The following is a 24,281-nucleotide window of genomic DNA, read 5'->3' on the forward strand; positions in this document are numbered from 1 at the left end:
CACATGTGTGCACGAATGAGGTTGCGCTTAACGCCCCTGCCATTGAAGTACATCAATGCCAAATTGTATTGGGCATCCAACTCACCTTGGGCTGCAGACAATTTGTACAGACGGACTTCTTGAGCAACATCCCTTTTGACACCCAAACCCGCGCCATACATCAAACCCAGGTTGTATTGAGCCGTTGGATGCCCTTGGGCGGCAGAAAGTTTGAACCATCGGGCTGCTTCAGAATAATCGAGCGCCACGCCCTGCCCTTGGCTGTACATCAGCCCGAGGTTCAATTGCGCAATTTGCCGGCCCTGTTCAGCCGCCAGCTTGAACCAGCGGAATGCTTCAGCGTGGTCTTGGGCAACGCCGCGCCCCTGTCGGTACATCAGGCCCAAGTTGTTTTGAGCCAATGCGCGCCCTTGAAGGGCCGCGAGTTTGTACCAACGTGCAGCCTCCACCTCATTTTTGGCCAGACCCACGCCGTTTTCGTAAATCAAAGCGAGATTGAACTGGGCGTCTGCAAGGCCCTGATCGCCCGCCAACGCATACCAACGCAGCGCTTGAGCATGGTTGAGTTCGACACCCAAGCCATTTTCATAACTGTATCCAAGACTGAACTGGGCCTCGGCAAGGCCTTGATCGGCCGCCATCTTGTACCAGCGCACAGCCTCAGCCCTGTCTTTGGCTACCCCTTGGCCTAAAGCGTAAGCACCCGCAACGTTGAGTTGGGCCACTGCATTGCCTTGTGCGGCAGCCAATTTGTACCAGCGGACCGCTTCCTTCGCGTTTTTCTCAACACCCAATCCTTGCAAATAGATATGGCCCATGCGAAGCATCGCAAAGGCGTCATTGTTTTCAGCCGCTTGTTGAAATTGCCTCAATTGAGCTGCATTTACTTGGCCAGTCGACGAAAGTTGGGGCTTGTCCAGCACGGTGGCAGATGCCCCTGTAAAGAAAAAAGCGACCATCCATAAAGTATTTTTGAACATTCAATTTCCAATGAAAATTTTCATTTGAATCCATTGCCATTGACAACCAATTGCGGTTTTTAATGCAACACACAGGGTGAGCTGTCGCTTTCGAGCGACCATGATGATTGGGCATTTGACCCATCCATTGAACCCATCACTTAGCCTTTGCAAAGTCAACATGGCTAGCAAATGTACAGCATTTGAATGCCTTTTAAACTCGTTTTGCCCAATGTCAACATGAACTGCGACAGCCCTTGTTGGAAATTATTGGCAATCCACAAGCTCATGCTTTGATTTTTGACCCAGCAAGGCCCGCCAACTCAGACTGGGCATTTTAAAACTTCGCATGGCTGCTGTGGGGGATGTGGCACACAGGCCTGCTGGTCGTTTCGTGTCCTGAATACGCGGCTTTGGCTTGTCAAGTTTGCAGAAAGTGGCCGCTTTGGGCATCCTCGCCTGAAGCCTTGAGGGTTGACGCAGACCTCTGAGCATTTTTTTGCAATTCAGATAGAAAAAAGTTCAGTCATGGGCCCATAGGCCCGTAGACCCATAAGCCTGATTGCAAAACTCTTGCCAAAGCCAAGCTCTTTGGTGCCCCGGGCCGAAATCGAATCGGCACGCCCCTGTTACGGAAGCAACGGATTTTAAGTCCGGTGTGTCTACCAGTTTCACCACCGGGGCACAGGCGCTATTGTGCCTTGATAAGGCCGTTTTTTGGCTTCAGGCCACCTGCAAATTCAGCATGGCAAAAGCGTACAAGGCGATGGCCGTCAGAAAAGCCACCGACCAAGCCATGGTGCGCCACTTGTCTTGGTCAAGCAAGTAAAAGACCACATAAGCCACCCGTGCAGCCATGAACAAGAGGGCCAGCGTGTCGACCATGGTTGGATCAACCCCGGTGAGCAAAGCCAAAATGATGCCCACAGCAAACAGCGGGAAGGCCTCAAAACAATTGGCTTGGGCAGCATTGGCGCGTGCTCTGAAGCCAGTTTGACGCGACAGCCAGGCCCGAGGGTCGTGGTTGTCATAATCTTTGAAGCCAGATTTGGCAATGCCCGCGCACACCACCGGCATGATGCCCGCCGCCAATACCGCGCTGTATGAAATCAACATGCCGGCCTCTCCTTTGAAGTCATTGTCAAAAGCCTGCCGACGACCGACAGGCCCAGCAAACATCGAAAAAAAAGCCACTGATTCAACCTCAGTGGCTTGGCGCAAGCCCGGCCGAAGGCCAGGCGCGCGGGCTCAACCGCCTTTTTTGGAGCGCTTGCCCGGGTTCTTCTTGCTGCGCGTGGCTACGCCACGCTCGAGGCTCACGCGCTGACCACGGCCAGCTGTGGGCAAAGTCACGCCAGGCAATGCAGGCAGTGGCGGTGTGAATTTACGATCTGCTTCTGTGAAGATTTTGTTGCCCATCTTTGGCTCCGAATGAAAATACAAAGCAGCATTAGGCCACAAGAAAGGAAGAGTCAGGGCCAAGCACCCAGATGATTGCGCAGATTGTGAAATCTGCTGTCTGTGCCGCTTGCTGCCCTGAATGGTCAGGACCGGCCCTGCATCCGTGTTTTCCAAAGTCCAGGTCGCAAGCTTGAAGACCGTTCCAGCCAAGCACCCGCAGGGTCAGCCGTCTTTGCGCAAAGCCACTGCAAATCCTTTTTGCACACCGGGTCTGGCCATCATCGCTTGGTACCAGCGCTGGACGTTTGGGAACTGCTGCAAATCCACATGGTGGCGCGGATGACGCCAGACCCAACCCAAAATGGCAAAGTCAGCGATCGACAACTCGCCTGCGAAATGTGTGAAATGGGCAAGTCGGCGGTCCATCACGCCATAAAGGCGCAGGGTTTCGGCCATGAAACGTGCCAATCCGTAGCGCTTATCGCCCTCATGGGTCAGGGCTGCAAAATGATGCACTTGGCCCGGCGCGGGACCCATACCCCCCACTTGGAACATCAACCACTCGAAGCTTGCCACCCGCGCCGCGCCATGGGCAGGCAGAAATTGGCCATATTTTTCGGCCAAATAGACCAAAATGGCACCCGACTCAAACACCGTTTGCGTTTGGCCATCTGGGCCCTGCGTGTCCAGCAGCGCCGGGATTTTGTTGTTGGGGCTGATCTTCAAAAATGCCGGGTCAAACTGCTCGTTTTGGGTGATGTCCACGACCTGCACCGTGTAGGGCAGACCCATTTCCTCCAGCGCCACTGTGATTTTCCGCGCGTTGGGGGTATCGAAAGCAAACAAGGTCAGCGCCATGGCAAAGGTTTCCTGTCAGGGTAGAAGGCGTTGCGGTGCGCAACAGCGTTGCAGCCAAGACCACGCGTCAACACGCCCGATCTGCGCTCAAGACAGTTTACAAGCCCTGGCGATTCAGCCCCATGGGGTTGACATCTGAATGCAGCCCCGGCTTGGCTTCTCCAGCTTTGGCGTTGTCAACTCGGCTGTGATTTCACGCGATTTGTTTTTTCGCACCGGAGCAATGGCTGAGGCCGCGTTTTTCTCGGCATTGCGGACACAGCGCCGAAATCCGCGGCGCACCACCAAGGTCGCTGAGTAAGCCCCCCCCAAAAATGTCAAAAGCTGCAGGGCACAATGGCTTGGACTCGGTTAAAAAACATGAGAAAAACAAGGCATTCAGCACGGCCAACGACAATGCCACATCAGCGCAAGAGGCGCTGCACCGCTGCACCAAGGGGTCATCCCGATGCCTTCAGGAAAATTTCACACCATCCCGTTTGCCCATTGTCTCCAAAGCGCCGCGCCCTGTCGCGCAAATGTACAAAAATCGGACCATGAACACTTATTTGAATTTCAGCGCCACAGCCTTGTCTTGGACTTTGCTGCTCACAGCGCCCGCTTGGGCACAAAACGCCATCACTGCAACGGCCGCTCAAGAGCCCGGTGCCCAAGTCCTGGCCTCAGGCATGGTGTACCGCTCTCTGAAAGAAGGCTCTGGCGCCAGCCCCAAAGCATCGGACCAAGTCACCGTGCACTACAAGGGCAGCTTGCCTGATGGCAAAGAATTTGACAGCTCTTACAAGCGGAACAAAAGCATAGACTTTCCGCTGACCCGCGTCATTCCCTGCTGGACCGAAGGCTTGCAGATGATGAAGGTCGGCGGCCAAGCCAAGTTGACTTGCCCGCCAGCCACCGCCTATGGCGACCGAGGTGCTGGGGGTGTCATTCCGCCCAAAGCCACCCTGTTTTTTGAGGTCGAGTTGCTGGCCATCAAGGGCAAATGAAACGCTTGCGCATCGCGTACCGCGGCCCAAGCATCCCCCACCGACATTTGCCCCAAGAGACACCCCATGAAGCGCCAATCTGACCGCATGGACGCGGTTGACAGCCCCATCATTCCGACCATCGCCCAACTCGTGCGCGACAACCCCGGCACCATCTCGCTGGGCCAAGGCGTCGTCAACTACGGCCCCCCTGCACAAGCTGTGGCTGGCCTGCCCGCCCTCATGGGCGATGCCCAACTGAACAAATACCAAGCCGTGGGCGGTATCGCGCCCTTGGTGGACAGCTTTCAGCAAAAATTGGCGCACGACAACCAGTTCGTTTGTGGCACCGAGTCGATCGTCATGGTCACTGCAGGCAGCAACATGGCCTTTCTCAACAGTGTCTTGGCTGTGGCCGATCCAGGTGATGAGTTCATCTTGCCCATGCCCTTTTATTTCAACCAAGAGATGGCGATACGCATGTGCTGTTGCCATCCCGTTGCCGTGCCTACCCACAGCGACTGGAGCTTGGATGTCGATGCCTTGGCCGCTGCCGTCACACCCCGAACGCGCGCCATTGTGACCGTCTCACCCAACAACCCCACCGGTGCCGTGTACAGCGAAGAAAGTCTGCGTGCGGTCAACGCCCTGTGTGCCCGCATGGGTCTGTACCATTTTTGTGATGAAGCTTATGAGTACTTCACCTACGAAGGTGCAAAGCACTTTTCGCCAGCCTCAATTCCTGGCGCCCAAGCGCATACCCTGTCGTTTTATTCCATGTCCAAAAACTATGGCATGGCCAGCTGGCGCGTTGGCTTTGTGGTGTTTCCGTCCGACCTGTTCGGTGCCATGAACAAGGTTCAAGACACCAATTTGATCTGCGCCCCTGTGGCCTCGCAATTGTTGGCCCTGCAAGCCCTCCAACTCGGCCGTGATTGGGTTATGCCCAAGGTGGCGGCCTTGTCGCAAGTGCGTGACCACGTCAACCAAGCGCTGCGCGGCCTCGGGGAATTGGCCCAATTTCCGCTCACTCAGGGTGCTTTTTATGTGCTGATGAAACTGCCCGGCGTCTCAGACCCCATGGCGTTCAACCGCACCATGACCGAGAAGCACCGTGTGGCCACCTTGCCAGGTTTTGCCTTTGGTTTGCATGACACGGCCAAAGCCAACTACCAACGCCTGTCTTACGGCGCACTCGATGCCGCCACCGTGGCAGAAGGCGTGACGCGCTATGTTGCAGCGGTCAAAGACTGGTACCGAGGCTGAATAGACGCCGATGCGCCGCCACCCACAGGCTTTGTTTTTTTCACCCCCCCTTGGAGCCCCTTATGCCATCACCCACACTGGAAAGTTTTACAGCCCAAGCCATGGACGAAGGCTTTGATGAAATCTTGGTGCGCGAGTGGGATGCCCACCTGCGACTGGACACCCACACCCACCCTTTTGACGTGAGCGCTTATGTGGCGCGCGGAGAATACTGGCTGACCGTGGGCGATGAAGTCAAACACTTGCAAACAGGCGATTTTTTCCGACTGGCACGCGATGTCGCGCACGCCGAACTGTACGGCGCAGATGGGGCTACCGTCTGGGTGGCCAGAGCCAACTGAACGCCCAAGCTCAACCCCAAGAGCGCTGCCCAGGCGGCAATTGGATGCGCCCATAAAAAAATGCCCCCGAAGCGAATTCCTCGGGGGCATGGTTTTTTGGAGGCGCGACCCAGAGTCGAACTGGGCTCGACGGATTTGCAATCCGTTGCATAACCGCTTTGCTATCGCGCCAAAAAACGATTGTCACTGAAACAAATGGGAAGCTCAGGCTTCCCATTTTTTGAGAAAAACCACCAGGATTTTTCAAGTGTTTGGAGCGGGAAACGAGATTCGAACTCGCGACCTCAACCTTGGCAAGGGTGCGCTCTACCAACAGAGCTATTCCCGCAAACTGACTGAAAGCTGGCACATCGAAAAATGGGAAATTTCCCGGTACCACTCAAAAACCTAGACTTCATTCACACACAAATTCGGCCCAAAGTCTGCTCTTGAGCAGGGCAACTTTTTGAAGTTGTCACCGAGAAACATCAGACAGGGCCTGCGCATCTGGAGCGGGAAACGAGATTCGAACTCGCGACCTCAACCTTGGCAAGGTTGCGCTCTACCAACTGAGCTATTCCCGCAAATTTGTTGAATTGACACCATGTGCCGCATCAGTGAAGGCTCAGATTGTAATTCAATATCCAGTGACTTCGGCCGCAAGTCAAAAATTTTGAGTCAATGTTTCACCGCCTCCGACTTGGGCGTGGCGGTGACTGCAGACAAAGCTGCCGCGGCCACTTCTTCATCGCTCAAGGGTGTGGGCTTGGCTTCCAAAGCCACTTCCAACACCTGGTCGATCCACTTCACCGGCACGATTTCCAGACCGTTTTTGACATTCTCGGGAATGTCTTGCAGGTCTTTCACGTTGTCCGCTGGAATCAACACGGTCTTGATGCCGCCGCGCAATGCCGCCAGCAGTTTTTCTTTCAAGCCGCCAATGGCCGTGACCTCACCGCGCAGCGTGATCTCGCCGGTCATGGCCACATCGGCGCGCACCGGGATGCCCGTCATCGCAGACACCATGGCCGTGGTCATGGCCGCGCCTGCGCTGGGGCCATCTTTGGGTGTGGCCCCGTCGGGCACATGGATGTGCAGGTCTTTCTTTTCGAAGACATCGTCTTTGATGCCCAACAGGCGCGAGCGACTGCGCACCACGGTGCGGGCGGCCTCGACCGATTCCTTCATCACATCGCCCAAGGAGCCGGTGCGGGTGATGACGCCTTTACCGGGCATCAGGGCCGCCTCGATGGTCAGCAAATCGCCACCCACCTCGGTCCAGGCCAAGCCCACCACTTGGCCGACTTGGTTCTTTTGCTCGGCACGGCCATAGGTGTACTTGCGCACACCCAAGAAGTCGTTCAGGTTGTCGGCATTCACCAGCACCTGCGGCGTCATTTGTTTAAGCAACAAGGCCTTGACGACCTTGCGGCAAATTTTGCCCAGTTCGCGCTCCAGCGAGCGCACCCCGGCTTCACGGGTGTAGTAACGCACCACATCGCGCACAGCGTCTTCGGTGACCTGTAACTCGGCGTCTTTCACGCCGTTGTTGGTCATTTGCTTGGGCAGCAAATACTTCATGGCGATGCTGGTTTTTTCGTCCTCGGTGTAACCGGACAAACGGATCACTTCCATGCGGTCGAGCAGGGCCGAGGGGATGTTCATCGAGTTCGAGGTGGCCACAAACATGACGTCGCTCAGGTCAAAGTCAACCTCCACATAGTGGTCGCCAAAGGTGTGGTTCTGCTCAGGGTCCAGCACTTCCAGCAGTGCGCTGGAGGGGTCACCCCGGAAATCCGTGCCCAGTTTGTCGATTTCGTCCAACAAGAACAAGGGGTTTTTGGTGCCAACCTTGTTCAGGTTTTGCAGCACCTTGCCGGGCAAAGCGCCAATGTAGGTGCGGCGATGCCCGCGAATTTCGGCCTCGTCGCGCATGCCGCCCAAGGCCATGCGCACGTATTTTCTGCCTGTGGCTTTGGCAATCGACTGGCCCAGCGAGGTCTTGCCCACGCCAGGCGGCCCGACCAGGCACAGGATGGGCGCTTTCACCTTGTCCACGCGTTGCTGCACTGCGAGGTATTCCAAAATGCGGTCTTTGACTTTGTCCAAACCAAAGTGGTCTTGGTTGAGCACCTCTTCGGCGTTGGCCAGATCGTGTTTGAGCTTGGTTTTCTTGCCCCATGGCAGACCGATCAAGACATCCAGGTAGTTGCGCACCACCGAGGCTTCGGCCGACATGGGCGACATCAGCTTGAGCTTTTTCAGTTCACCTTCGGCCTTTTTGCGGGCCTCGGCCGACATCTTGGCGGCCTTGATTTTCTTGCTGATTTCCTCAATGTCCGCGCCCTCTTCGCCATCGCCCAGCTCTTTTTGGATGGCTTTGACCTGTTCGTTCAGGTAGAAGTCGCGCTGGTTTTTCTCCATCTGGCGCTTGACGCGGCCGCGAATGCGTTTGTCCACGTTGAGGATGTCCACCTCGTGCTCAAGCTGCGCAAACAGGTTTTCCAAGCGCGCTTTGATGTTGGCCAAGTCCAGCACCTGCTGTTTGTTCTCGAGCTTGAGCGGCAGATGGGCCGCGATCGTGTCAGCCAAACGGCCCGGGTCATCGATGCTGGAGATCGAAGTGAGGATTTCAGGCGGGATTTTTTTATTCAGTTTGACGTACTGGTCAAACTGCTGCATCAGGGCGCGGCGCAGCGCCTCGATTTCGCTGCTGGCATCGGACTGCTCAAAAACCGGGTCCACCGGCGTGACCGAAGCCACAAAGTGTGTCTCGCCGTCCACAATCGACTTGACCACGGCGCGCTGCTGGCCCTCGACCAACACTTTCACGGTGCCATCGGGCAATTTGAGCATTTGCAAGATGGTCGAGACGCAGCCAACATCGAACATGTCGTCTACCGCGGGCTCGTCTTTGGCAGCGGTTTTTTGCGCCACCAGCATGATCCGGCGTTCGGCGGCCATGGCCGTCTCCAAAGCCTTGATGCTTTTGGGCCGACCCACAAACAAGGGGATCACCATGTGCGGAAACACCACCACATCGCGCAAGGGCAACATGGGCAATTCCATCAAGGTGGGCGGTAAAGGCGTGTGTCCAGACATGGTGTGTCCCTCGGGTCAATTCAGATACACATGGATGCTGCGCCAGCGAATTCAACCCCGTCAGAAAAAAGGGTATTGCTGGCGCTGCATCGCACTGGGGTCAAGCCTGCTTGGCCGACTCGCGGTAAACCAGCAGTGGGGGCTTGTTGTCGTCAATGACGGACTCGTCCACCACGACTTTTTCAACATTCGCCTGGTTGGGCAATTCAAACATGGTGTCGATCAGCGCCTGCTCCATGATGGAGCGCAGGCCGCGCGCACCGGTCTTGCGCGCCAAGGCCTTGCGGGCCATGGCGGTCAACGCATTGGGGCGCACTTCGAGCTCGACGCCTTCCATGGCCAACAGCTTGGTGAACTGCTTGACCACGGCGTTTTTGGGCTCGGTCAAGATCTGCACCAAAGCCTCTTCGGTCAGCTCAGCCAAGGTGGCGATCACCGGCAAGCGGCCCACCAATTCGGGAATCAGGCCGAACTTGATCAGGTCTTCGGGTTCCACTTCGTTGAACACATCGGTGAGGGCGCGTTGTTTTTTGCTCTTGACCGTGGCGCCAAAGCCAATGCCACCGGATTCGGTGCGGTTTTCGATGACTTTTTCCAGGCCTGCGAATGCACCACCGCAGATGAACAAGATGTTGGTCGTGTCGATTTGCAAGAAATCTTGGTTGGGGTGCTTGCGGCCGCCTTGGGGCGGAACGCTGGCCATGGTGCCTTCGACCAATTTGAGCAAGGCCTGCTGCACACCCTCGCCCGAGACATCGCGGGTGATGGATGGGTTGTCTGACTTGCGGGTGATTTTGTCGATCTCGTCGATGTAGACAATGCCGCGCTGGGCGCGCTCCACGTCGTAGTTGCAGCTTTGCAAGAGCTTGGCCACGATGTTCTCGACGTCTTCACCCACATAACCGGCTTCGGTCAGGGTGGTGGCGTCGGCCATGACGAAAGGCACATCCAACATGCGGGCCATGGTCTGGGCCAGCAAGGTTTTGCCAGAGCCCGTGGGGCCAATGAGCAAAATATTGCTCTTGGCCAACTCGACCTCGTCTTTTTTGGCGGTTTCTTTATGCTTCAGGCGTTTGTAATGGTTGTAAACCGCTACCGCCAAACTGCGCTTGGCTTTTTCTTGGCCAATCACGTAGTTGTCCAAGTTGGTCTTGATGTCCAAGGGCGTCGGAAGGCCCTCTTTTGCGTCCTCTCCAAGCGCTGAAGTCGAAGCCAATTCGTCGCGCACGATGTCGTTGCACAAATCGATGCATTCATCGCAAATAAAGACCGATGGACCTGCGATCAGTTTTTTGACCTCATGCTGACTTTTGCCGCAAAAGGAACAAAACAGGTTTTTTTCAGTCGTTGAGCCTTTTTTATCGGCCATAGATGTCGCCTCGGAATCCAGAATTCGTCAATGATAACGAAAGAAAAACGGCGTTTACCCTTTGGGGGTCAACGCCGTCAGCCAGGCAGCCCAGCTGCCTCAAGCGCGTTTGGAAATGACTTCGTCGATCAAGCCATAGTCTTTGGACTCTGCAGCCGACAGGTAGTAGTCGCGCTCGGTGTCGAGTTCGATTTTGGACAGCGGCTGGCCGGTGTTTTCGGCCAAGATGCGGTTCAGGTGCGCGCGGGTCTTGACGATTTCACGAGCAGCGATTTCGATCTCGGTCGCTTGGCCGCGTGCGCCACCCAGCGGCTGGTGGATCATGACCTTGGAGTTGGGCAGCGAAAACCGCTTGCCTTTGGTGCCCGAGGACAACAAAAACGCGCCCATGCTGGCGGCCATGCCATTGCACAGCGTGGACACATCGGGCTTGATGAAGTTCATGGTGTCGTAAATCGCCATGCCCGCGCTGACCGAACCACCGGGTGAGTTGATGTACAGCGAAATGTCCTTTTCAGGGTTTTCGCTTTCCAAAAACAACAACTGGGCCACGATCACGTTGGCCGTGTGGTCGTTCACCTCGCCCACCAAAAAGATCACGCGCTCTTTGAGCAGACGCGAGTAAATGTCATAGGCGCGCTCGCCACGGCCAGATTGCTCAATGACCATGGGCACCATGCCCAAACTTGTGATGTCCAATGCGCTCATCATTTCTCCAAAAAATATGTTGGTGACTTTAACCCGTTTGTCTAGCCCCCCAATGAGATGGGGCTTGTCAACCGAAGCACAAGCTCGGCACAAGCCCCATGTTCAAGAAAGGCGATAAACGATCAAGCCTGCTGACCCATCAGCTCTTCAAAAGAAATGGCTTTTTCAAGCACTTTGGCTTGGGCCAGTACGAAGTCAGACACATTGCTCTCGATCACCACGGCTTCGACTTCGGCCATGCGCTGGTTGTCGTTGTTGTACCAGCGCACCACATCCGCAGGGCTCTCGTAACTGGACGCCAGCTCCTGTATGTGCGCCTGAATTTGCTCGGGCTTGGCGTGCAAAGTGTTGCCACGCACCACCTCGGCCACCACCAGACCCAAACGCACGCGCTGCTCGGCTTGGGGGCGGAAAATGTCGTCGGGAATGGGGGCCTTGTCAGCGTCTTTGACACCGCGTTGCTTGAGGTCTGCGCGCGCACCTTCTTTCAGGCGTTCGATTTCATTTTGCACAATGGCCTGAGGCAAATCGAGCTCGGCCTTGGAGACCAAGGCTTCCATGGCGGCTTGCTTGTTGCGGGCCAGCAAGCGGAACTTGACTTCGCGCTCTAAATTTTTACGGATGTCGGCGCGCAAGCCCGCCACGCTGGCATCGGCGATGCCCAAAGACTTGGCCAGCGCTTCGTTGACTTCGGGCAGATTGGCGGCTTCGATTTTCTTCACGGTGACCATGAAGTCGGCGGTTTTACCCGCCACGTCTTGGCCGTGGTAATCGGCGGGGAAGGCCAGGGGGAAGGTCTTGCTCTCACCCGACTTCATGCCGCGCACGGCTTCTTCGAATTCTTTGAGCATTTGGCCGTCGCCCAAGATGAACTGGAAGTCTTCGGCTTTGCCGCCCGAGAACACTTCGCCATCGATCTTGCCTTCGAAGTCGATGGTGGCGCGGTCCCCCTCTTGGGCCGCTGCGTCTTGGGCACGCTGCGCAAAAGTGCGGCGTTGCTTGCGCAAAATATCGACGGTTTTGTCGATGGCCGCGTCAGACACTTCGGCGGTGAGCTTTTCAACTTCGGTGTCGGCCAGGTTGCCCAACTTGACTTCGGGATAAACCTCAAAAATCGCCTCGAAGTTCAGTTCGCCTTCAGGCGCGCCCTCTTTTTCCGAAATGCGAGGCTGACCGGCCACACGCACCTGGGCTTCGTTGGCGGCCACCGAGAAGGCTTGACCTACTTTGTCGTTCAAAACTTCGTACTGGACCGAATAACCGTAACGCTGTGTCACCACAGTCATGGGCACTTTGCCGGGACGAAAACCGTCCATCTTGACGGTGCGGGCCATTTTCTTCAGGCGCGCATCCACCTCGGACTGAATGGCCGCCACGGGCACCGTCAGGGTGATCTTGCGTTCCAGTTTTTCAAGGGTTTCAACAATCACAGTCATCGTCGTTCTCGGTTAATTGAATGTCTCTCAGGCCTTCGGAGTACCCCAATGGCCACAAGTCGGTTGGTGCGCGGGGCGGGACTCGAACCCGCACAGTGTTGCCACCGTCAGGACCTAAACCTGGTGCGTCTACCAAGTTCGCCACCCGCGCGGTGCCCAACAAAAAAGGCGTCAGGCTCTCCCACAATGTGTGAATTTGTGGGGCTCACCTGATCACCCGCTTGAAATCGGTCAACCCGCTATTTTAGCCGCTTCAATGGGGCCCTTTCAGCTGCGGGCCTGATTTGGCCGCTCAATCCGGAACCAAGCTGCGTACATGGCCGGCAGCGCCAGCAAGGTGAGGGCTGTGGCCACAATCAAGCCACCCATGATGGCCACCGCCATCGGCCCCCAAAAAATGCTGCGCGACAACGGGATCATGGCCAACACGGCCGCCGCCGCTGTGAGCACGATGGGCCGAAGCCGCCGCACAGCCGCCTCGACAATGGCCTGCCAAGCGGGCATGCCCGCCGCCCGATCTTGCTCGATTTGGTCGATCAAGATCACCGAGTTGCGCTGAATCATGCCCATCAGCGCGATCACGCCCAGCAAGGCCACAAAACCAAACGGCCTGTCCAAGACCAGCAAAGCGCCGGCCACACCCGCCATGCCCAGCGGGCCGGTCAAAAACACCAACATCGAGCGGCTAAAACTTTGCAGCTGCAGCATGAGCAAGGTGAAGGTGATGAACAACATGATGGGCACACCCGCCGCGATGGACGCCGAGCCTTTGGCGCTTTCCTCCACCGCACCCGCCACCTCGATGCGGTAGCCGTTCAAGCCCTCGCCTTGCCAAGTGGCCTCGGTCCTTTTCAGGTCAGGCAACAACTGAGCTGTCACGGTGGCGCCTTGCAAGCCTTCGGCGATGTCGGCCTGCACGGTGATGGCGAACTGCCGCCCCTCGCGCCACATCACGCCCGGCTCCCAAGCCAACACCGGCGTGGCAATTTGCAACAAGGGAATGAACCGCCCCGAAGCCGTGGGCACATGCGCTTGCGCCAAGTCTGACAAGGCATCGCGCTCGTGCAGCGGCTGGCGCAACACGATCTCGATCAGCTTATCGCCTTCACGGTACTGCCCCACAGCGCTGCCTGACAGCAAGGTGCGCGAGGCCTGTGCGATGGACTGGCTGGTGACCCCCAAGGCCCGGGCTTTGGCTTGGTCCACTTCTAAGCGCACCGACTTGACCGATTCGTTCCAGTTGTCATTCACGCCCCGGGTGTTGGGGTTCAAGCGCATTTGCGCCTTGATCTCATCGGCCTTCATGCGCAAAACCTGGGGGTCTGGCCCCACCACACGAAACTGCACCGGGTAAGGCACAGGCGGGCCGTTGGGCAGCAACTTGACACGCCCGCGCACCTCGGGAAACTCTTGCGCCAGCAGAGCAGGCAATTGGGCACGCAGCACTTCACGGGTTTTCAAGTCGACGGGCTGCACGATCAATTGCGACACATTGCTTTGTGGAAACACTTGATCCAGGGGTAAATAAAAGCGCGGCACACCCGAGCCAACCCAAGCGGTCACCGACTGCACACCCGTTTCTTGCGCCAAGCGCTGTTCCACACGACGCGTGATGTCTTCGCTGGCCTTGATCGGTGAGCCCTCCGGCAACCAAAGGTCGACCATGATTTCTGGGCGCGAAGAGTCGGGGAAAAACTGTTGTTGCACCTTGCCCATACCCAGCATGCCCAAGGCAAACAAGAAGACGGTGATGCCAATGGTCTTCCAGCGGTGCGTAACGCACCATGTCACCCATGCACGAAAGTGGCGGTAAAACGGTGTGTCATACATCTGCGGCGAATCAAGTTGTTCGGCCGACACCGCATGCCTTGGTGGCTTGAGCAGCAAATTGCCCAAATAAGGCACAAAAAACACCGAGGCCACCCAACTGACCAACAGCGCCACCACCGTGACCGCAAAAATCGCAAAGGTGTACTCACCGGTCATGGACTTGGCCATGCCGATGGGCAAAAACCCCGCAGCGGTGATCAAGGTGCCCGTGAGCATGGGCATCGCGGTCAATTCATAGGTGAAGGTGGCTGCGCGCACTTTGTCATAACCTTCCTCCATTTTGCGCACCATCATCTCCACGGCAATGATGGCGTCATCGACCAACAAGCCCAAAGCGATGATGAGCGAGCCCAGCGAAATTTTGTGCAAGCCGATGCCAAAGTAATGCATGGCCAAAAACGTCACGGCCAGCACCAAGGGGATGGTGATGCCCACCACCAAGCCGGGTCGAATGTCCAGCGTCCAGCGCCGCCACAAGGGGTTGTGGCCCGGCCGCTTGTGCAGGCCCAAGGCCAAAAAACTCACGGCCAAGACAATCACCACCGCTTCGATCAACACCTTGATGAACTCGTTGACCGAACTGGCCACAGCGCTGGGCTGGTCCTGCACCTGGGTCAGGCTCATGCCCGCTGGCAAACGGGTCTGCGTGTCCGCGATCGCCAGACGCAAGGACTTGCCCAACGCAATGATGTCACCCCCTTTGGCCATGGACACCCCCAATGCAAGCACCTCTTGGCCGTCGTGGCGCACCTTGACAGAGGCTGGGTCGGCATAGCCACGGCTCACGCTGGCGATGTCAGACAAGCGAAGTTGCGCCCCCGAAGAGCCCCGAATGGGCATGGACTTCAAATCTTCGAGACTTTGGAACTGCCCGCCTACCCGCACCTGCACCACATCTGCAGGCGATTGGATGCTGCCTGCCGACTCCACCGCATTTTGTTGGCTCAGTTGCGCTAGCACAGCGCCCATGTCCAGCCCCATTTGAGCCAGCTTGACGTGCGAGACCTCAACAAAAACCTTTTCGTCTTGCACGCCAAACAATTCCACCTTGGCCACATCGGGCACACGCAACAAGCGCTGACGCAAACTGTCGGCCTGCGCCTTGATTTCGGCAGGCGTGAAACCCTGACCGCCCAGCGCATAAATCACGCCAAACACATCGCCAAATTCGTCGTTGAAAAACGGCCCCACCACGCCCGGCGGCAAGCTGCCCCGCATGTCGCTTATCTTTTTGCGCACGGTGTACCAAATCTGCGGCACATCTGCAGGGTCTGAGTAGTCCTTGATTTGAAAAATAATTTGCGCTTCGCCCGGCTTGGAATAGCTGCGAATCTTGTCGGCAAAAGGCACCTCCTGCAAGGTGCGCTCAATTTTGTCGGTCACCTGCTCTGCCACTTGCGCCGCCGTGGCCCCAGGCCAGTAGGCCCGCACCACCATGGCCCGAAAGGTGAAGGGCGGGTCTTCGTCTTGTCCCAATTGAAAGTAAGACGCCGTGCCCAGCACCATCAGCACCACCATCAGGTAGCGGGTGAGGGCCGGGTGCTCGAGCGCCCAGCGAGAAAGGTTGAAACGGGATGGGTCGGTGGGGCTCATGCGATCACCTTGGGCTGGCAGGTACAAGTGCAGCTGCAGGTACAGGTGCAGCTGCAGGTGCAGCAAGTGGGCCAGACGTGGCCGCATTCGCGATGGCAGGGCTCAGGCCCCGCGCTTTGGCATCCGCTTTGTAGACCATCACCTTTTGGCCGGGCGACAAAACATGCACCCCAGCGCTGACCACGTGTTGTCCGGGCTGCAGACCCGAAGTGATGACAACTTCATTGCCGTCCACAGGGCCCAATTCAACCGTTTGGCTGTTGACCGTCATGCTGGCTTCGTCAAACACCCACACCGCTGTGCCCTGCCCCTCTTGACGCAGCGCACTGGTGGGCAGTTTGATGGCCCAAGCCTGCGCACCCCCTCGACCGGCAAGGCTTGCAGCACGCACATTCAAGGTGGCACCCAAAGGCAAGGCCTCACCCTTGCTGAGGGCCAGCTTGACCAGATAGGTGCGCGTGACGGGGTCGGCACTGGCCGCCATCTCACGCACCGTGCCCTGCACCGTTTGGCCGGTGCTCAGCACTGTGGCCTGCAGGGCCTGACCCACCTGCATGTCCCCCATGGCCGACTCGGACACCGAAAACACCGCATCACGCGGGCCATCGTGCGCCAAGCGCACAAGCACTTGCCCGGCCGACACCACCTGCCCCACCTCGGCCTCAATGGCTGTCACCACACCCGCGTGACTGGCCGTCAAACGGGCGTAGCCAACTTGGTTGCTTTGGGCCTGGGCATGCGCTTTGGCTTGGTTCAAAGCGGCCTCGGCCGACTTCAAACCAACCTCGCGCCGCTCCAGTTCGGCACCGCTGATGAAGTTTTGTGAGCGCAAGGCCTCATAACGCTTGAAATCGGCCGCTGCCAGATCGCGCTGACTTTGCGCTGCCGTCACCTGCGCCTGTGCGGCTTGGGCAGACAACACAAAATCCTGCGCATCCAGCACCGCCAGCAACTGGCCCGATGCCACGCGTTGACCGATCTCGGCCGGCCGCTGCACCAGCTTGCCGCCCACCCGAAAACCCAAGCGGGACTCAACCCGAGCACGCACCTCGGCCGCGTAAAGCCCCTCGAAACCCAAAGCACCCGCCGACACCGTGAGCAACTTGACCGAGCGCAAAGGCTCTTGCGGCGCTGGCGACTCTGAGCAGGCCACCAAAGTTGTTAAAAAAAAGACGGCCGCACACACGACCAGGCCCCGCTGCGAGGACAGTGACATCAATGAAGACATGGAAAATCCAAAAAATAATAATGACTGACTGGTTAGTAATCTATTCAAAGCCCCCAAGCCTGTCAAGCGACAATAGCCATTGACCATGATCACCACCCCCCCATTTCGGCAGCAAGCAGCGGGCCAAGGCGCCGGGCTCAGTGCGTCCCTGCGCCTGCTTCTGCGCCAAGTCTCGCGCTCGTTTGACCTGTCCATCCGCCTGCTGCCCCCTGCGCTGCAAGCCCCGGTGGCCATCGGCTACCTGCTGGCGCGGGCCACCGACACCGTGGCCGACACCACCGCCCTGCCCCTGGGCCAGCGCCAAGAACTGCTGAACATGTTGACTCTGGTGATCGGATCGACCCAGCACCAGCCCAGGCAGGCAGAAGAACTGGCCCGCCTGACCGAGGACTTTGCCCAACACCAAAGCAACCCGCACGAACGCGCCCTGATGCAGGCCCTGCCCCAATGCTGGCCCTTGCTGCACAACCTGTCAGAGGCCGACCAAGCCAGCGTGCGCCAAGTGCTGGCCCACATCACCCGGGGGCAACAACTGGACATGGCCCGTTTTGGACCCGGCCTGAGCGCCTTGCAAACCGAAGCCGAGCTGCAGGACTACACCTGGCTGGTGGCCGGTAGCGTGGGCGAGTTCTGGACCGAGCTGTGCGGCCGCCACCTGCCCGGCTACAGCCTGCTGCCGCAAGCCGACATGCTGCGCGTCGGGCGCGAATACGGCATGGGCCTGCAACGCCTGAACATCGTGCGCGACGCCGGGGCCGACCTGGCCAGTGGCCGCTGCTACTGGCCGGTGGAAACCTTGGCACAAGCGGGCCTGACACCCGCGCTGCTGGCCGAGGCCGCGCGCCAAAGTCAAAGCCAAGTCCCACACCCAGAAGCGCTTGGCGCGGCAAGCTTGCAAGCCCTGAGCCCGCTTTACACCCAGTGGCTGGACCACACCCAAGCGCAGCTGACCTGTGGTCTGCGTTACGCCCTGGCCCTTAAACCCTGGCGACTGCGCCTGGCCAGTGCCCTGCCCGCCCTGATCGGGGCACGCACCGTGGCGCTGCTGCGCCAAACCGGCCCCGCTGCTCTTGGTCAAAGCATCAAAATGCCACGCCGCGAGCTGCGCGCCCTGCTCTGGCGCATCGCCCTGGGCCTGGGGTCAACGGCCACCATCGAACGCCAATTTCGCCGACTGTCGGCTGAACCGGCGCTTTGAAGGGCTTGGTCAAATCTGCTTTTTCAGGTGCGAAAATCCCAGCCCATGAGCCCTCAAGACTACGTCCAGCAAAAAGCCGCCGCCTCGGGCAGCAGTTTTTATTACGCCTTTTTGTTTTTACCGCCAGAGCGACGCGCCGCCATCACCGCGTTTTATGCGTTTTGCCGCGAAGTAGACGACGTGGTGGACGACATCTTGGACCCCAGCGTGGCCGCCACCAAACTCGCTTGGTGGCAAAAAGAAGTGCAACAAGCCTACGCCGGCCAGCCCTCCCACCCGGTCATGCACGCCCTCATGCCGCTGACCCCCGCCTTTGGTATTGAAAGCCGCCACCTGATGGCGGTGATCGAAGGCTGCCAGATGGACCTGAACCAAACCCGCTACCTGGACTTTGCGGGCCTCACGACTTACTGCCACTTGGTGGCCGGTGTGGTGGGCGAAGTCGCCGCCCGCATCTTTGGCCAAACCGATGAAGCCACCACCGCTTATGCGCACAAACTGGGCTTGGCCTTTCAGATGACCAACATCATCCGCGACGTGGGCGAAGACGCCATGCGCGGGCGCATCTACCTGCCGCTGGACGAGCAGCAGCGCTTTGGTGTCAAGGCGCAAGACCTGATGCAGCGCGACTGTTCATACGCCTTCAAAGCCCTGATGAAGTTCCAAAGCGACCGCGCCCACGCCCTGTACGACGAGGCCTTGGCCCTGTTGCCCGACGCCGACCGCCGCGCCCAAAAACCCGGCCTCATGATGGCCAGCATCTACCGCACCTTGCTGCGCGAGATCGAGGCATCCGGCTTTCAGGTGCTGCACCAGCGCATTGCGCTGACGCCGCTGCGCAAGTTTTGGCTGGCTTGGAAGATGCAGGCGTTGGGGCGGTTTTGAACCGCCGCGCAAGCCACACCTCAATCTGTTGCGACATCCTGATCGGCGGCCAAGGCGCTGAACCGTTCAAGCGTCCATGCGCAACGCTGCTCGATCAAAACAAGGATGCGCGCCACCACGGCGCTCCCCCCATAGGGGCTGCCACTGGCTTGTTGAAGTGAGCGGGCAGCAAGGGGCAGCGCCTTGGCCAACGCCACAATGCGTTTTCTGGCCGGCGCTCTGGACAAGCCTGCACTTTGCGCAAACTGATCCCAATGCCTTGCCTGAACATCGCTGAACTTGTATTTGCTGCCGATATTCATGGCCATCTTGGGCGTGAGCGTCGAATACACCGCCGTGGAAAGCAGGTCGTAAAACGGTGCCAGGACGGGCGTATTGCCTGAATACAAGAGCGAGAAATTCTTGGCATGGGCATCGTGGTTGCCGATCAAGGCATTGAAGACAAGGCCATCAAGCAAACGCAAAACATGTGGCGCACTGGGGCGGGTTGCACGACGAACAACATCAAAGCATTGCGCCAAATCTGGGCCCCCTTCGTTTTGGTATTTCATTTCCGGCACCACACCCAGCATCTGGCAAAAGTCTTCCTGGTGCAGGCGCAAGCTGTGCCCTCGTGTCCCCTTGATTCGGTCATAGCGCTCGACCAGCAAGAATGGGCGATTCAGCACAACATGAATTTTTGACTTCGCAGGCTTGAGTTGCATGGCTTCGGCCAAGGCCATGCAAAAGCCCTCGTTGATCACACTGTCCTCCACGGCATGAATCGGCGGCTTCAAGATGTGAGAGCTGGGTGTGCCGTTGCGCGGCAAGCCAATGCGATGGCCATCCAACACCACCGGCAGTTTGTCCTGCGCGCCGGCCAAAGACTGCCGCAACCCGTCCTGACCCGCCAGCATGGGGCGATGTGGTAAATCGTCCAAAATGGCAAGGACTTCTTCATCGCTCAACCACTGCACCTCTTCAGCGCTGGCGGCTGCGGGCAAAGTCTGGCCGCGCGCCAAAAAGCTCACGGCTCCGGCACATTCGCCGCCAATGTGCTCCAGCAGCGCAAAATCGTTCTGCCCTGAGACTTGCAATTGGCGCGCAAGCAGACGGCGCAACTGCCCTTCAGGCAAGAGTCCTGCAAAAAAGGGACGGCTCTGGTGATCGTTGAAAGGCTCAAACTGAAGAGGCAAAGACATGGACAGCGCGACCGCATTCGGCTGAGCCAACCAGTCAGGGGCATAGCAAAAACTCAAGCGCCCCTGCACCAAACTCAAGGTGCCCACACGCTCGGTAAACAGCCAGACATCCAGTTCATGCGCCATGCTCATGTCCTTCGCGTTTCGCCTCCACAGCAGGCGCGGCTGCAGGCAAACCATTCAAGCTGAATTCACCGCCCAATGCAGCGATGACGCGCAGCACCTGCGCCAGCCGCACTGTGGGCTTGCCGGCCTCCAGCTCCACCACAAAGCGCACCCCGACCCCTGAGGCCAAGGCCAACTGCGGCTGCGTGAGCGCCATCTGCTTGCGGGCCACGCGTATGGCTGCGCCCAATTGCAGTGATGAGTGAATGATGATCATGGCTTTTTCAATTTCCCGATCGGTAAATTTTCTAACAAAACCCTCTTCAAGACAAGTTGAATTTCCTGAACGGGAAATTTTTGACGGCTTCAGACGCGTGCACCTTAATAATATCCCGTTCGGGAAATTAATCAACCACTCGATGACGCCGCATCGCATTCTCGGCGCTGGTCAAACTTTGACTGTTTGGCAAATGCCGAGACTGTGGCACCTCTGACGTTAAAAGGGATTTTTAATAGCTTTTTCAATAAAAATTTAATTTAAAACAATAAATTTTTGTTGTTTAAGTTTTAATTTTGAGTTTAAATGCACTCTTTTAAAAGGAGGCATGGCATGAACTCGCCCACATCACCCACATCACCGACCTCGGCCCACCACGCCCTTCTTCGGCGCAAAGTCATGGCGGTCATTTGGTCCTTGCGGATCGTGGCTTGCATCTACACCGCATGGGTGTTCTGGCTGATCGTTCGCCCCCTGCGGCGCACACCTGCCTTTTTGGAACGCTTGGGCAACTACTGGCAACGCGACATGAGTGCCGCGCAAGACTGGCAAGTCTGGGGCGTGGTGACACTGGACCTGGCGCTGTGGTCACTGTTGCCAATGGCGATTGTTTGCTGGTGGCTGGCCTCGCGGCATTTGCTGCGAGACATGAGCTTGAACACCACTTCCAGCACCTGGCTTAGGCGCGGCGCCTGGTTGGGTCTGGCCTGCACCGTGCTCAGCATCCTGACCCGTCCCTTCGTCAGTTACCTTTACACCCTGCACCTGCCTGCTGAATCACGCCTTTGGCTGTGGAACATCAACCCCAGCGACTTGCTGGGCCTGTTGATTTGCGGTGTATTGCTCATGCTGTCTTACCTCATGGCCTGGATGTCCGAAATCGCCGAAGAAAACAAGGCGTTTGTCTGATGCCCATCCTTGTTCAACTCGACCTGATGCTGGCCCGCCGCAAGATGCGCTCACGCGACCTGGCCGCCGCCGTCGGCATCACCGAAGTCAACATCTCCCTGCTCAAGTCGGGCAAGGTCAAAGGCGTGCGCTTTGACACGCTGCAGCGCATCTGCGAAGTGCTGCAATGCCAGCCCGGGGATTTGTTGGTTTATGAACCTGACACGACCACGCGGGAGGACACCTCACCATGAAAAAAATTTTATTCAGTCTGGGTTTGATAACCGCCCTGAGCGCTTGCAGCATCAAGGCCCAACAGGGTTTCCAAGCCGTGGGGGCATGTTGATTCAAGAAAACCACAGAGAACAGAGTAGACGGCTTTGCAAACAACAAACCGACAGCGCCTTGCGTTTCCAATGCGAGCAGAAGGCGGAAAAAGATTTTGAAAAATTTCAAAAACAAACAGGGGAGAAACCATGAAGAGGAACACACCCACAACTGCATTCAACCGTCTGACACGGTGGGGCTTGACCGCATTGATTGCCGCATTAACCGGTTGCGCCAGCATGCCCTCGCCCAGCAACAACGGAGCCCATGCCTTGATCCCCGTGCGCGATCTGGTGGCCGATTGGAACGGCTCCGGGGCTTATCAAATTTCACCCGACGGGCAGCGCCTGATGTGGGTGGCCCGCCTGGGTCTGGGGCCTGGGTTGTTTGTCAAACACTTGAAAACAGGCCAGCCCCACAGCTACAAAATTCCAGGAGGCGGTGTCTGGGCCCGTGACAGCCGCCACATCCTGCTGCACCTGTCCACCCACGGCAACGAAAACACCCACGTCTGGATGCTCGACACCGACCAATCCGGCCAAGCTGCGCGAAACCTGACACCGTTTGCCGGGGCCCGCTCTTACATTCTGCGCAGCTTGCCGCAGAGCAATGACCTGATCATTGCCAGCAATCGGCGTGACCCCAAGTTCGACGATGTGTACCGCTACAACATGGCCACAGGCGAACTCAAATTGTTGGCCACCAACCCCGGCCATGTGGGCTCGTGGCTGGTCAACGACGATGGCCAAGTGATCGGTCGCGCCCGGCTTGATGGCGAAGAATGGGTTTTCGAAACCCCAGGCACCACACCTACAGATGCTTGGACGAGCAACTTTCACGTCAGCTACTTTGACACCGTTACACCGGTGGCACCCAGCGCCACACCCGGTCATTGGTGGGCCGTGTCCAACCGAGGACGCGACAAAATGGCGCTGGTCGAAATCAACTTGCACGATGGTGCCGAGCGCGTCGAACACGCCGATGCCCGGGTGGACTTGGCAGGTGTCAGGTGGAGTCGCCTGCAAAACCGCCCCGTGGCGGTGGTGGCCGAACCCGACACCCAAGAATGGCGGGCCTTCGACCCCACCCTCGCACAAGCCCTGAAAACGCTCAAAGGCCAAACCGACGCCCGCATCAGCATCCACAACCTGAGCGACGACGAGCGCTGGATGAGCGCCACCGTGACCCGTCACAACGGCGGCGAGCATGTGCTGTATGACCTCAAAAATCACAGCTTCGAGGTGCTGGCTGAACTGGGCCGCAGCCGCGTCAACGCCACCACACCCCTTGCACCGCAGCAGCCCGTCACCTTCAAAAGCCAAGATGGCTTGGACCTGCATGGCTACTTGAGCCTGCCTCCGGGTGTGGCCAAACCTTACCCCACGGTGGTTCTTGTGCATGGTGGACCCTGGGCACGCGATGTGCATCTGAACGGCGACCCCATCCAGCTTTTTTTGACCAACAGGGGTTATGCCGTGCTGCAGGTCAACTACCGGGGCTCCAGTGGCTATGGCAAAAAATTCCAAGAAGCGGCTCAAAGCGAATTTGCCGGCAAGATGCACAGCGACTTGACCGATGCAGTCAACGCCTTAGCGGCCCAAGGCACGGTTGACCCTCAGCGCGTGGCCATCGCAGGCGCCAGTTATGGCGGTTATGCCAGCCTGGTGGGCATGACGCACACGCCGGGCCAATTCCGCTGCGCCATCAGCACCGTGGGCATGTCCGATATGGCCGCCCTGCTGGACGATGCGCCGCCTTACTGGGAATTGGGCAAACCCAAGTGGATCCGCTATGTGGGCAATCCCGCGGACCCCGCCCAACGCGCCGCCCTGCAAGAGCGCTCTCCGCTTTTCAAAGCCGACCGTGTGCAAGGGCCCATTTTGCTGATGCACGGCGTGCACGACCCTCGCGTCAAAGTCAGCCAGTCACTGCAAATGGCCCAGGCCCTGCGGGCCAACGGCAAACCCGTTGAACTTGTTTTGTTCGACAAAGCCGGTCATGGCTTTCAGCGCTGGCAAGACAACCTGGTGGCCTACCGCAAGACCGAAGACTTTCTGGCCCGCTGCCTGGGCGGGCGCACAGCTGGGTTTGATTTCTTTGAACTCGGAGCAAAGTTGTTTTGACAACATGGGGTATCCCCAACCGTATCCCAATTGATTCAATCGCCATGAAGACGATTGACACCACCGAAGTCTTTGATGAATGGTTTGGGTCCTTGAAGGACAATGAAGTGGACCCCGAATTTGGGACAGGTGTTGAAGTGGGACACTGTCCAAAGAAATGGGTTACCAATGACTGAAACAAAAAAGCGCAGGCTTCATCCACCCGAGCTCAAGGCCAAGCTGGGCTTGGAGGCGCTTGGTGGCATGAAGACCATCAACCAAA

The 24,281-nt window shown here is 57.9% G+C and carries 22 protein-coding genes and 5 tRNA genes; 10 read left to right on the top strand and 17 right to left on the bottom strand.

The window, feature by feature from the left end; all coding sequences use genetic code 11:
- The 5 genes from ACIQ39_RS09500 to ACIQ39_RS09520 all read right to left on the bottom strand — a co-directional run.
- The coding region (locus tag ACIQ39_RS09500) for a tetratricopeptide repeat protein (protein WP_396434372.1) at positions 1-818 on the bottom strand (818 nt) is incomplete at its 3' end.
- A gap of 733 nt (positions 819-1,551) precedes the next feature.
- Positions 1,552-1,643 (bottom strand) — tRNA-Leu (locus ACIQ39_RS09505).
- A gap of 39 nt (positions 1,644-1,682) precedes the next feature.
- Complete coding sequence (locus ACIQ39_RS09510) at positions 1,683-2,075, bottom strand: MAPEG family protein (RefSeq protein WP_396434373.1); 393 nt, start codon at positions 2,073-2,075, stop codon at positions 1,683-1,685.
- 132 nt (positions 2,076-2,207) lie between these two features.
- Positions 2,208-2,378: a hypothetical protein gene (locus ACIQ39_RS09515; RefSeq protein ID WP_396434374.1), complete on the bottom strand. Its 171-nt coding sequence runs from the start codon at positions 2,376-2,378 to the stop codon at positions 2,208-2,210.
- 204 nt (positions 2,379-2,582) lie between these two features.
- Entirely contained in the window at positions 2,583-3,218 is a 636-nt protein-coding gene (locus ACIQ39_RS09520) for a glutathione S-transferase family protein (protein ID WP_396434375.1), read from the bottom strand.
- 536 nt (positions 3,219-3,754) lie between these two features.
- On the opposite strand from ACIQ39_RS09520, the gene ACIQ39_RS09525 reads away from it, so the two are divergent.
- The 3 genes from ACIQ39_RS09525 (at position 3,755) to ACIQ39_RS09535 (ending at position 5,790) form a co-directional block, all read left to right on the top strand.
- Positions 3,755-4,204: an FKBP-type peptidyl-prolyl cis-trans isomerase gene (locus ACIQ39_RS09525; protein WP_396434376.1), complete on the top strand. Its 450-nt coding sequence runs from the start codon at positions 3,755-3,757 to the stop codon at positions 4,202-4,204.
- Positions 4,205-4,270: 66 nt separating this feature from the next.
- Positions 4,271-5,449: an aminotransferase class I/II-fold pyridoxal phosphate-dependent enzyme gene (locus tag ACIQ39_RS09530; RefSeq protein ID WP_396434377.1), complete on the top strand. Its 1,179-nt coding sequence runs from the start codon at positions 4,271-4,273 to the stop codon at positions 5,447-5,449.
- Positions 5,450-5,511: 62 nt separating this feature from the next.
- Positions 5,512-5,790: a cupin domain-containing protein gene (locus ACIQ39_RS09535; RefSeq protein ID WP_396434378.1), complete on the top strand. Its 279-nt coding sequence runs from the start codon at positions 5,512-5,514 to the stop codon at positions 5,788-5,790.
- A 97-nt stretch (positions 5,791-5,887) separates the two neighbouring features.
- On the opposite strand, the gene ACIQ39_RS09540 is transcribed toward ACIQ39_RS09535, so the two are convergent.
- The 10 genes from ACIQ39_RS09540 to ACIQ39_RS09585 form a co-directional block, all read right to left on the bottom strand.
- Positions 5,888-5,961 (bottom strand) — tRNA-Cys (locus ACIQ39_RS09540).
- An 81-nt stretch (positions 5,962-6,042) separates the two neighbouring features.
- Positions 6,043-6,118: transfer RNA gene (locus ACIQ39_RS09545), tRNA-Gly, on the bottom strand.
- A 159-nt stretch (positions 6,119-6,277) separates the two neighbouring features.
- Positions 6,278-6,353: transfer RNA gene (locus tag ACIQ39_RS09550), tRNA-Gly, on the bottom strand.
- Between the two features lie 94 nt (positions 6,354-6,447).
- Positions 6,448-8,871: an endopeptidase La gene (gene lon / locus ACIQ39_RS09555; RefSeq protein ID WP_396434379.1), complete on the bottom strand. Its 2,424-nt coding sequence runs from the start codon at positions 8,869-8,871 to the stop codon at positions 6,448-6,450.
- Positions 8,872-8,971: 100 nt separating this feature from the next.
- On the bottom strand, positions 8,972-10,240 hold the full coding sequence (gene clpX, locus ACIQ39_RS09560) for an ATP-dependent Clp protease ATP-binding subunit ClpX (RefSeq protein ID WP_396434380.1): 1,269 nt from the start codon (positions 10,238-10,240) through the stop codon (positions 8,972-8,974).
- Positions 10,241-10,339: 99 nt separating this feature from the next.
- Positions 10,340-10,948, bottom strand: coding sequence for an ATP-dependent Clp endopeptidase proteolytic subunit ClpP (gene clpP, locus ACIQ39_RS09565; RefSeq protein ID WP_396434381.1), 609 nt, complete (start codon positions 10,946-10,948; stop codon positions 10,340-10,342).
- Between the two features lie 122 nt (positions 10,949-11,070).
- Positions 11,071-12,384 (bottom strand): trigger factor, encoded by a 1,314-nt coding sequence (tig, locus tag ACIQ39_RS09570; RefSeq protein ID WP_396434382.1) that lies wholly within the window; start codon positions 12,382-12,384, stop codon positions 11,071-11,073.
- 64 nt (positions 12,385-12,448) lie between these two features.
- Positions 12,449-12,535, bottom strand: a tRNA-Leu gene (locus tag ACIQ39_RS09575).
- Between the two features lie 116 nt (positions 12,536-12,651).
- A complete protein-coding gene (locus ACIQ39_RS09580; protein WP_396434393.1) occupies positions 12,652-15,807 on the bottom strand; it encodes an efflux RND transporter permease subunit in 3,156 nt (1,051 codons plus the stop codon).
- A 4-nt stretch (positions 15,808-15,811) separates the two neighbouring features.
- Positions 15,812-17,035: an efflux RND transporter periplasmic adaptor subunit gene (locus tag ACIQ39_RS09585; RefSeq protein WP_396434383.1), complete on the bottom strand. Its 1,224-nt coding sequence runs from the start codon at positions 17,033-17,035 to the stop codon at positions 15,812-15,814.
- An 85-nt stretch (positions 17,036-17,120) separates the two neighbouring features.
- On the opposite strand from ACIQ39_RS09585, the gene ACIQ39_RS09590 reads away from it, so the two are divergent.
- Positions 17,121-18,233: a phytoene/squalene synthase family protein gene (locus ACIQ39_RS09590; protein ID WP_396434384.1), complete on the top strand. Its 1,113-nt coding sequence runs from the start codon at positions 17,121-17,123 to the stop codon at positions 18,231-18,233.
- A 45-nt stretch (positions 18,234-18,278) separates the two neighbouring features.
- Positions 18,279-19,118, top strand: coding sequence for a presqualene diphosphate synthase HpnD (gene hpnD, locus ACIQ39_RS09595; protein WP_396434385.1), 840 nt, complete (start codon positions 18,279-18,281; stop codon positions 19,116-19,118).
- A 20-nt stretch (positions 19,119-19,138) separates the two neighbouring features.
- On the opposite strand, the gene ACIQ39_RS09600 is transcribed toward hpnD, so the two are convergent.
- Together ACIQ39_RS09600 and ACIQ39_RS09605 are read right to left on the bottom strand one after the other, a co-directional pair.
- On the bottom strand, positions 19,139-20,425 hold the full coding sequence (locus ACIQ39_RS09600) for a type II toxin-antitoxin system HipA family toxin (RefSeq protein ID WP_396434386.1): 1,287 nt from the start codon (positions 20,423-20,425) through the stop codon (positions 19,139-19,141).
- Positions 20,415-20,681 carry a helix-turn-helix transcriptional regulator gene (locus tag ACIQ39_RS09605; protein WP_396434387.1) on the bottom strand — a complete coding sequence of 89 codons (267 nt, stop codon included), beginning with the start codon at positions 20,679-20,681 and terminating at the stop codon, positions 20,415-20,417. Before ACIQ39_RS09605 ends, ACIQ39_RS09600 begins: the two co-directional genes overlap by 11 nt.
- 333 nt (positions 20,682-21,014) lie before the next feature.
- Here ACIQ39_RS09605 and ACIQ39_RS09610 point away from each other — a divergent pair, with 333 nt between their 5' ends.
- The 5 genes from ACIQ39_RS09610 to ACIQ39_RS09630 are packed head-to-tail and all read left to right on the top strand — an operon-like array spanning position 21,015 to position 24,019.
- On the top strand, positions 21,015-21,590 hold the full coding sequence (locus ACIQ39_RS09610; protein WP_396434388.1) for a hypothetical protein: 576 nt from the start codon (positions 21,015-21,017) through the stop codon (positions 21,588-21,590).
- Complete coding sequence (locus tag ACIQ39_RS09615) at positions 21,590-21,823, top strand: helix-turn-helix domain-containing protein (protein ID WP_396434389.1); 234 nt, start codon at positions 21,590-21,592, stop codon at positions 21,821-21,823. Before ACIQ39_RS09610 ends, ACIQ39_RS09615 begins: the two co-directional genes overlap by 1 nt.
- Positions 21,820-21,915 carry a lipoprotein gene (locus ACIQ39_RS09620; protein WP_396434390.1) on the top strand — a complete coding sequence of 32 codons (96 nt, stop codon included), beginning with the start codon at positions 21,820-21,822 and terminating at the stop codon, positions 21,913-21,915. Before ACIQ39_RS09615 ends, ACIQ39_RS09620 begins: the two co-directional genes overlap by 4 nt.
- Entirely contained in the window at positions 21,909-22,049 is a 141-nt protein-coding gene (locus tag ACIQ39_RS09625; RefSeq protein WP_396434391.1) for a hypothetical protein, read from the top strand. The genes ACIQ39_RS09620 and ACIQ39_RS09625 overlap by 7 nt, the downstream gene beginning before the upstream one ends.
- Positions 22,046-24,019, top strand: coding sequence for a prolyl oligopeptidase family serine peptidase (locus tag ACIQ39_RS09630; protein ID WP_396434392.1), 1,974 nt, complete (start codon positions 22,046-22,048; stop codon positions 24,017-24,019). Before ACIQ39_RS09625 ends, ACIQ39_RS09630 begins: the two co-directional genes overlap by 4 nt.
- The last annotated feature ends 262 nt before the right edge of the window (positions 24,020-24,281 follow it).

It is taken from the genome of Limnohabitans sp. (assembly GCF_044361645.1).
GTDB lineage: Bacteria > Pseudomonadota > Gammaproteobacteria > Burkholderiales > Burkholderiaceae_C > Limnohabitans_A.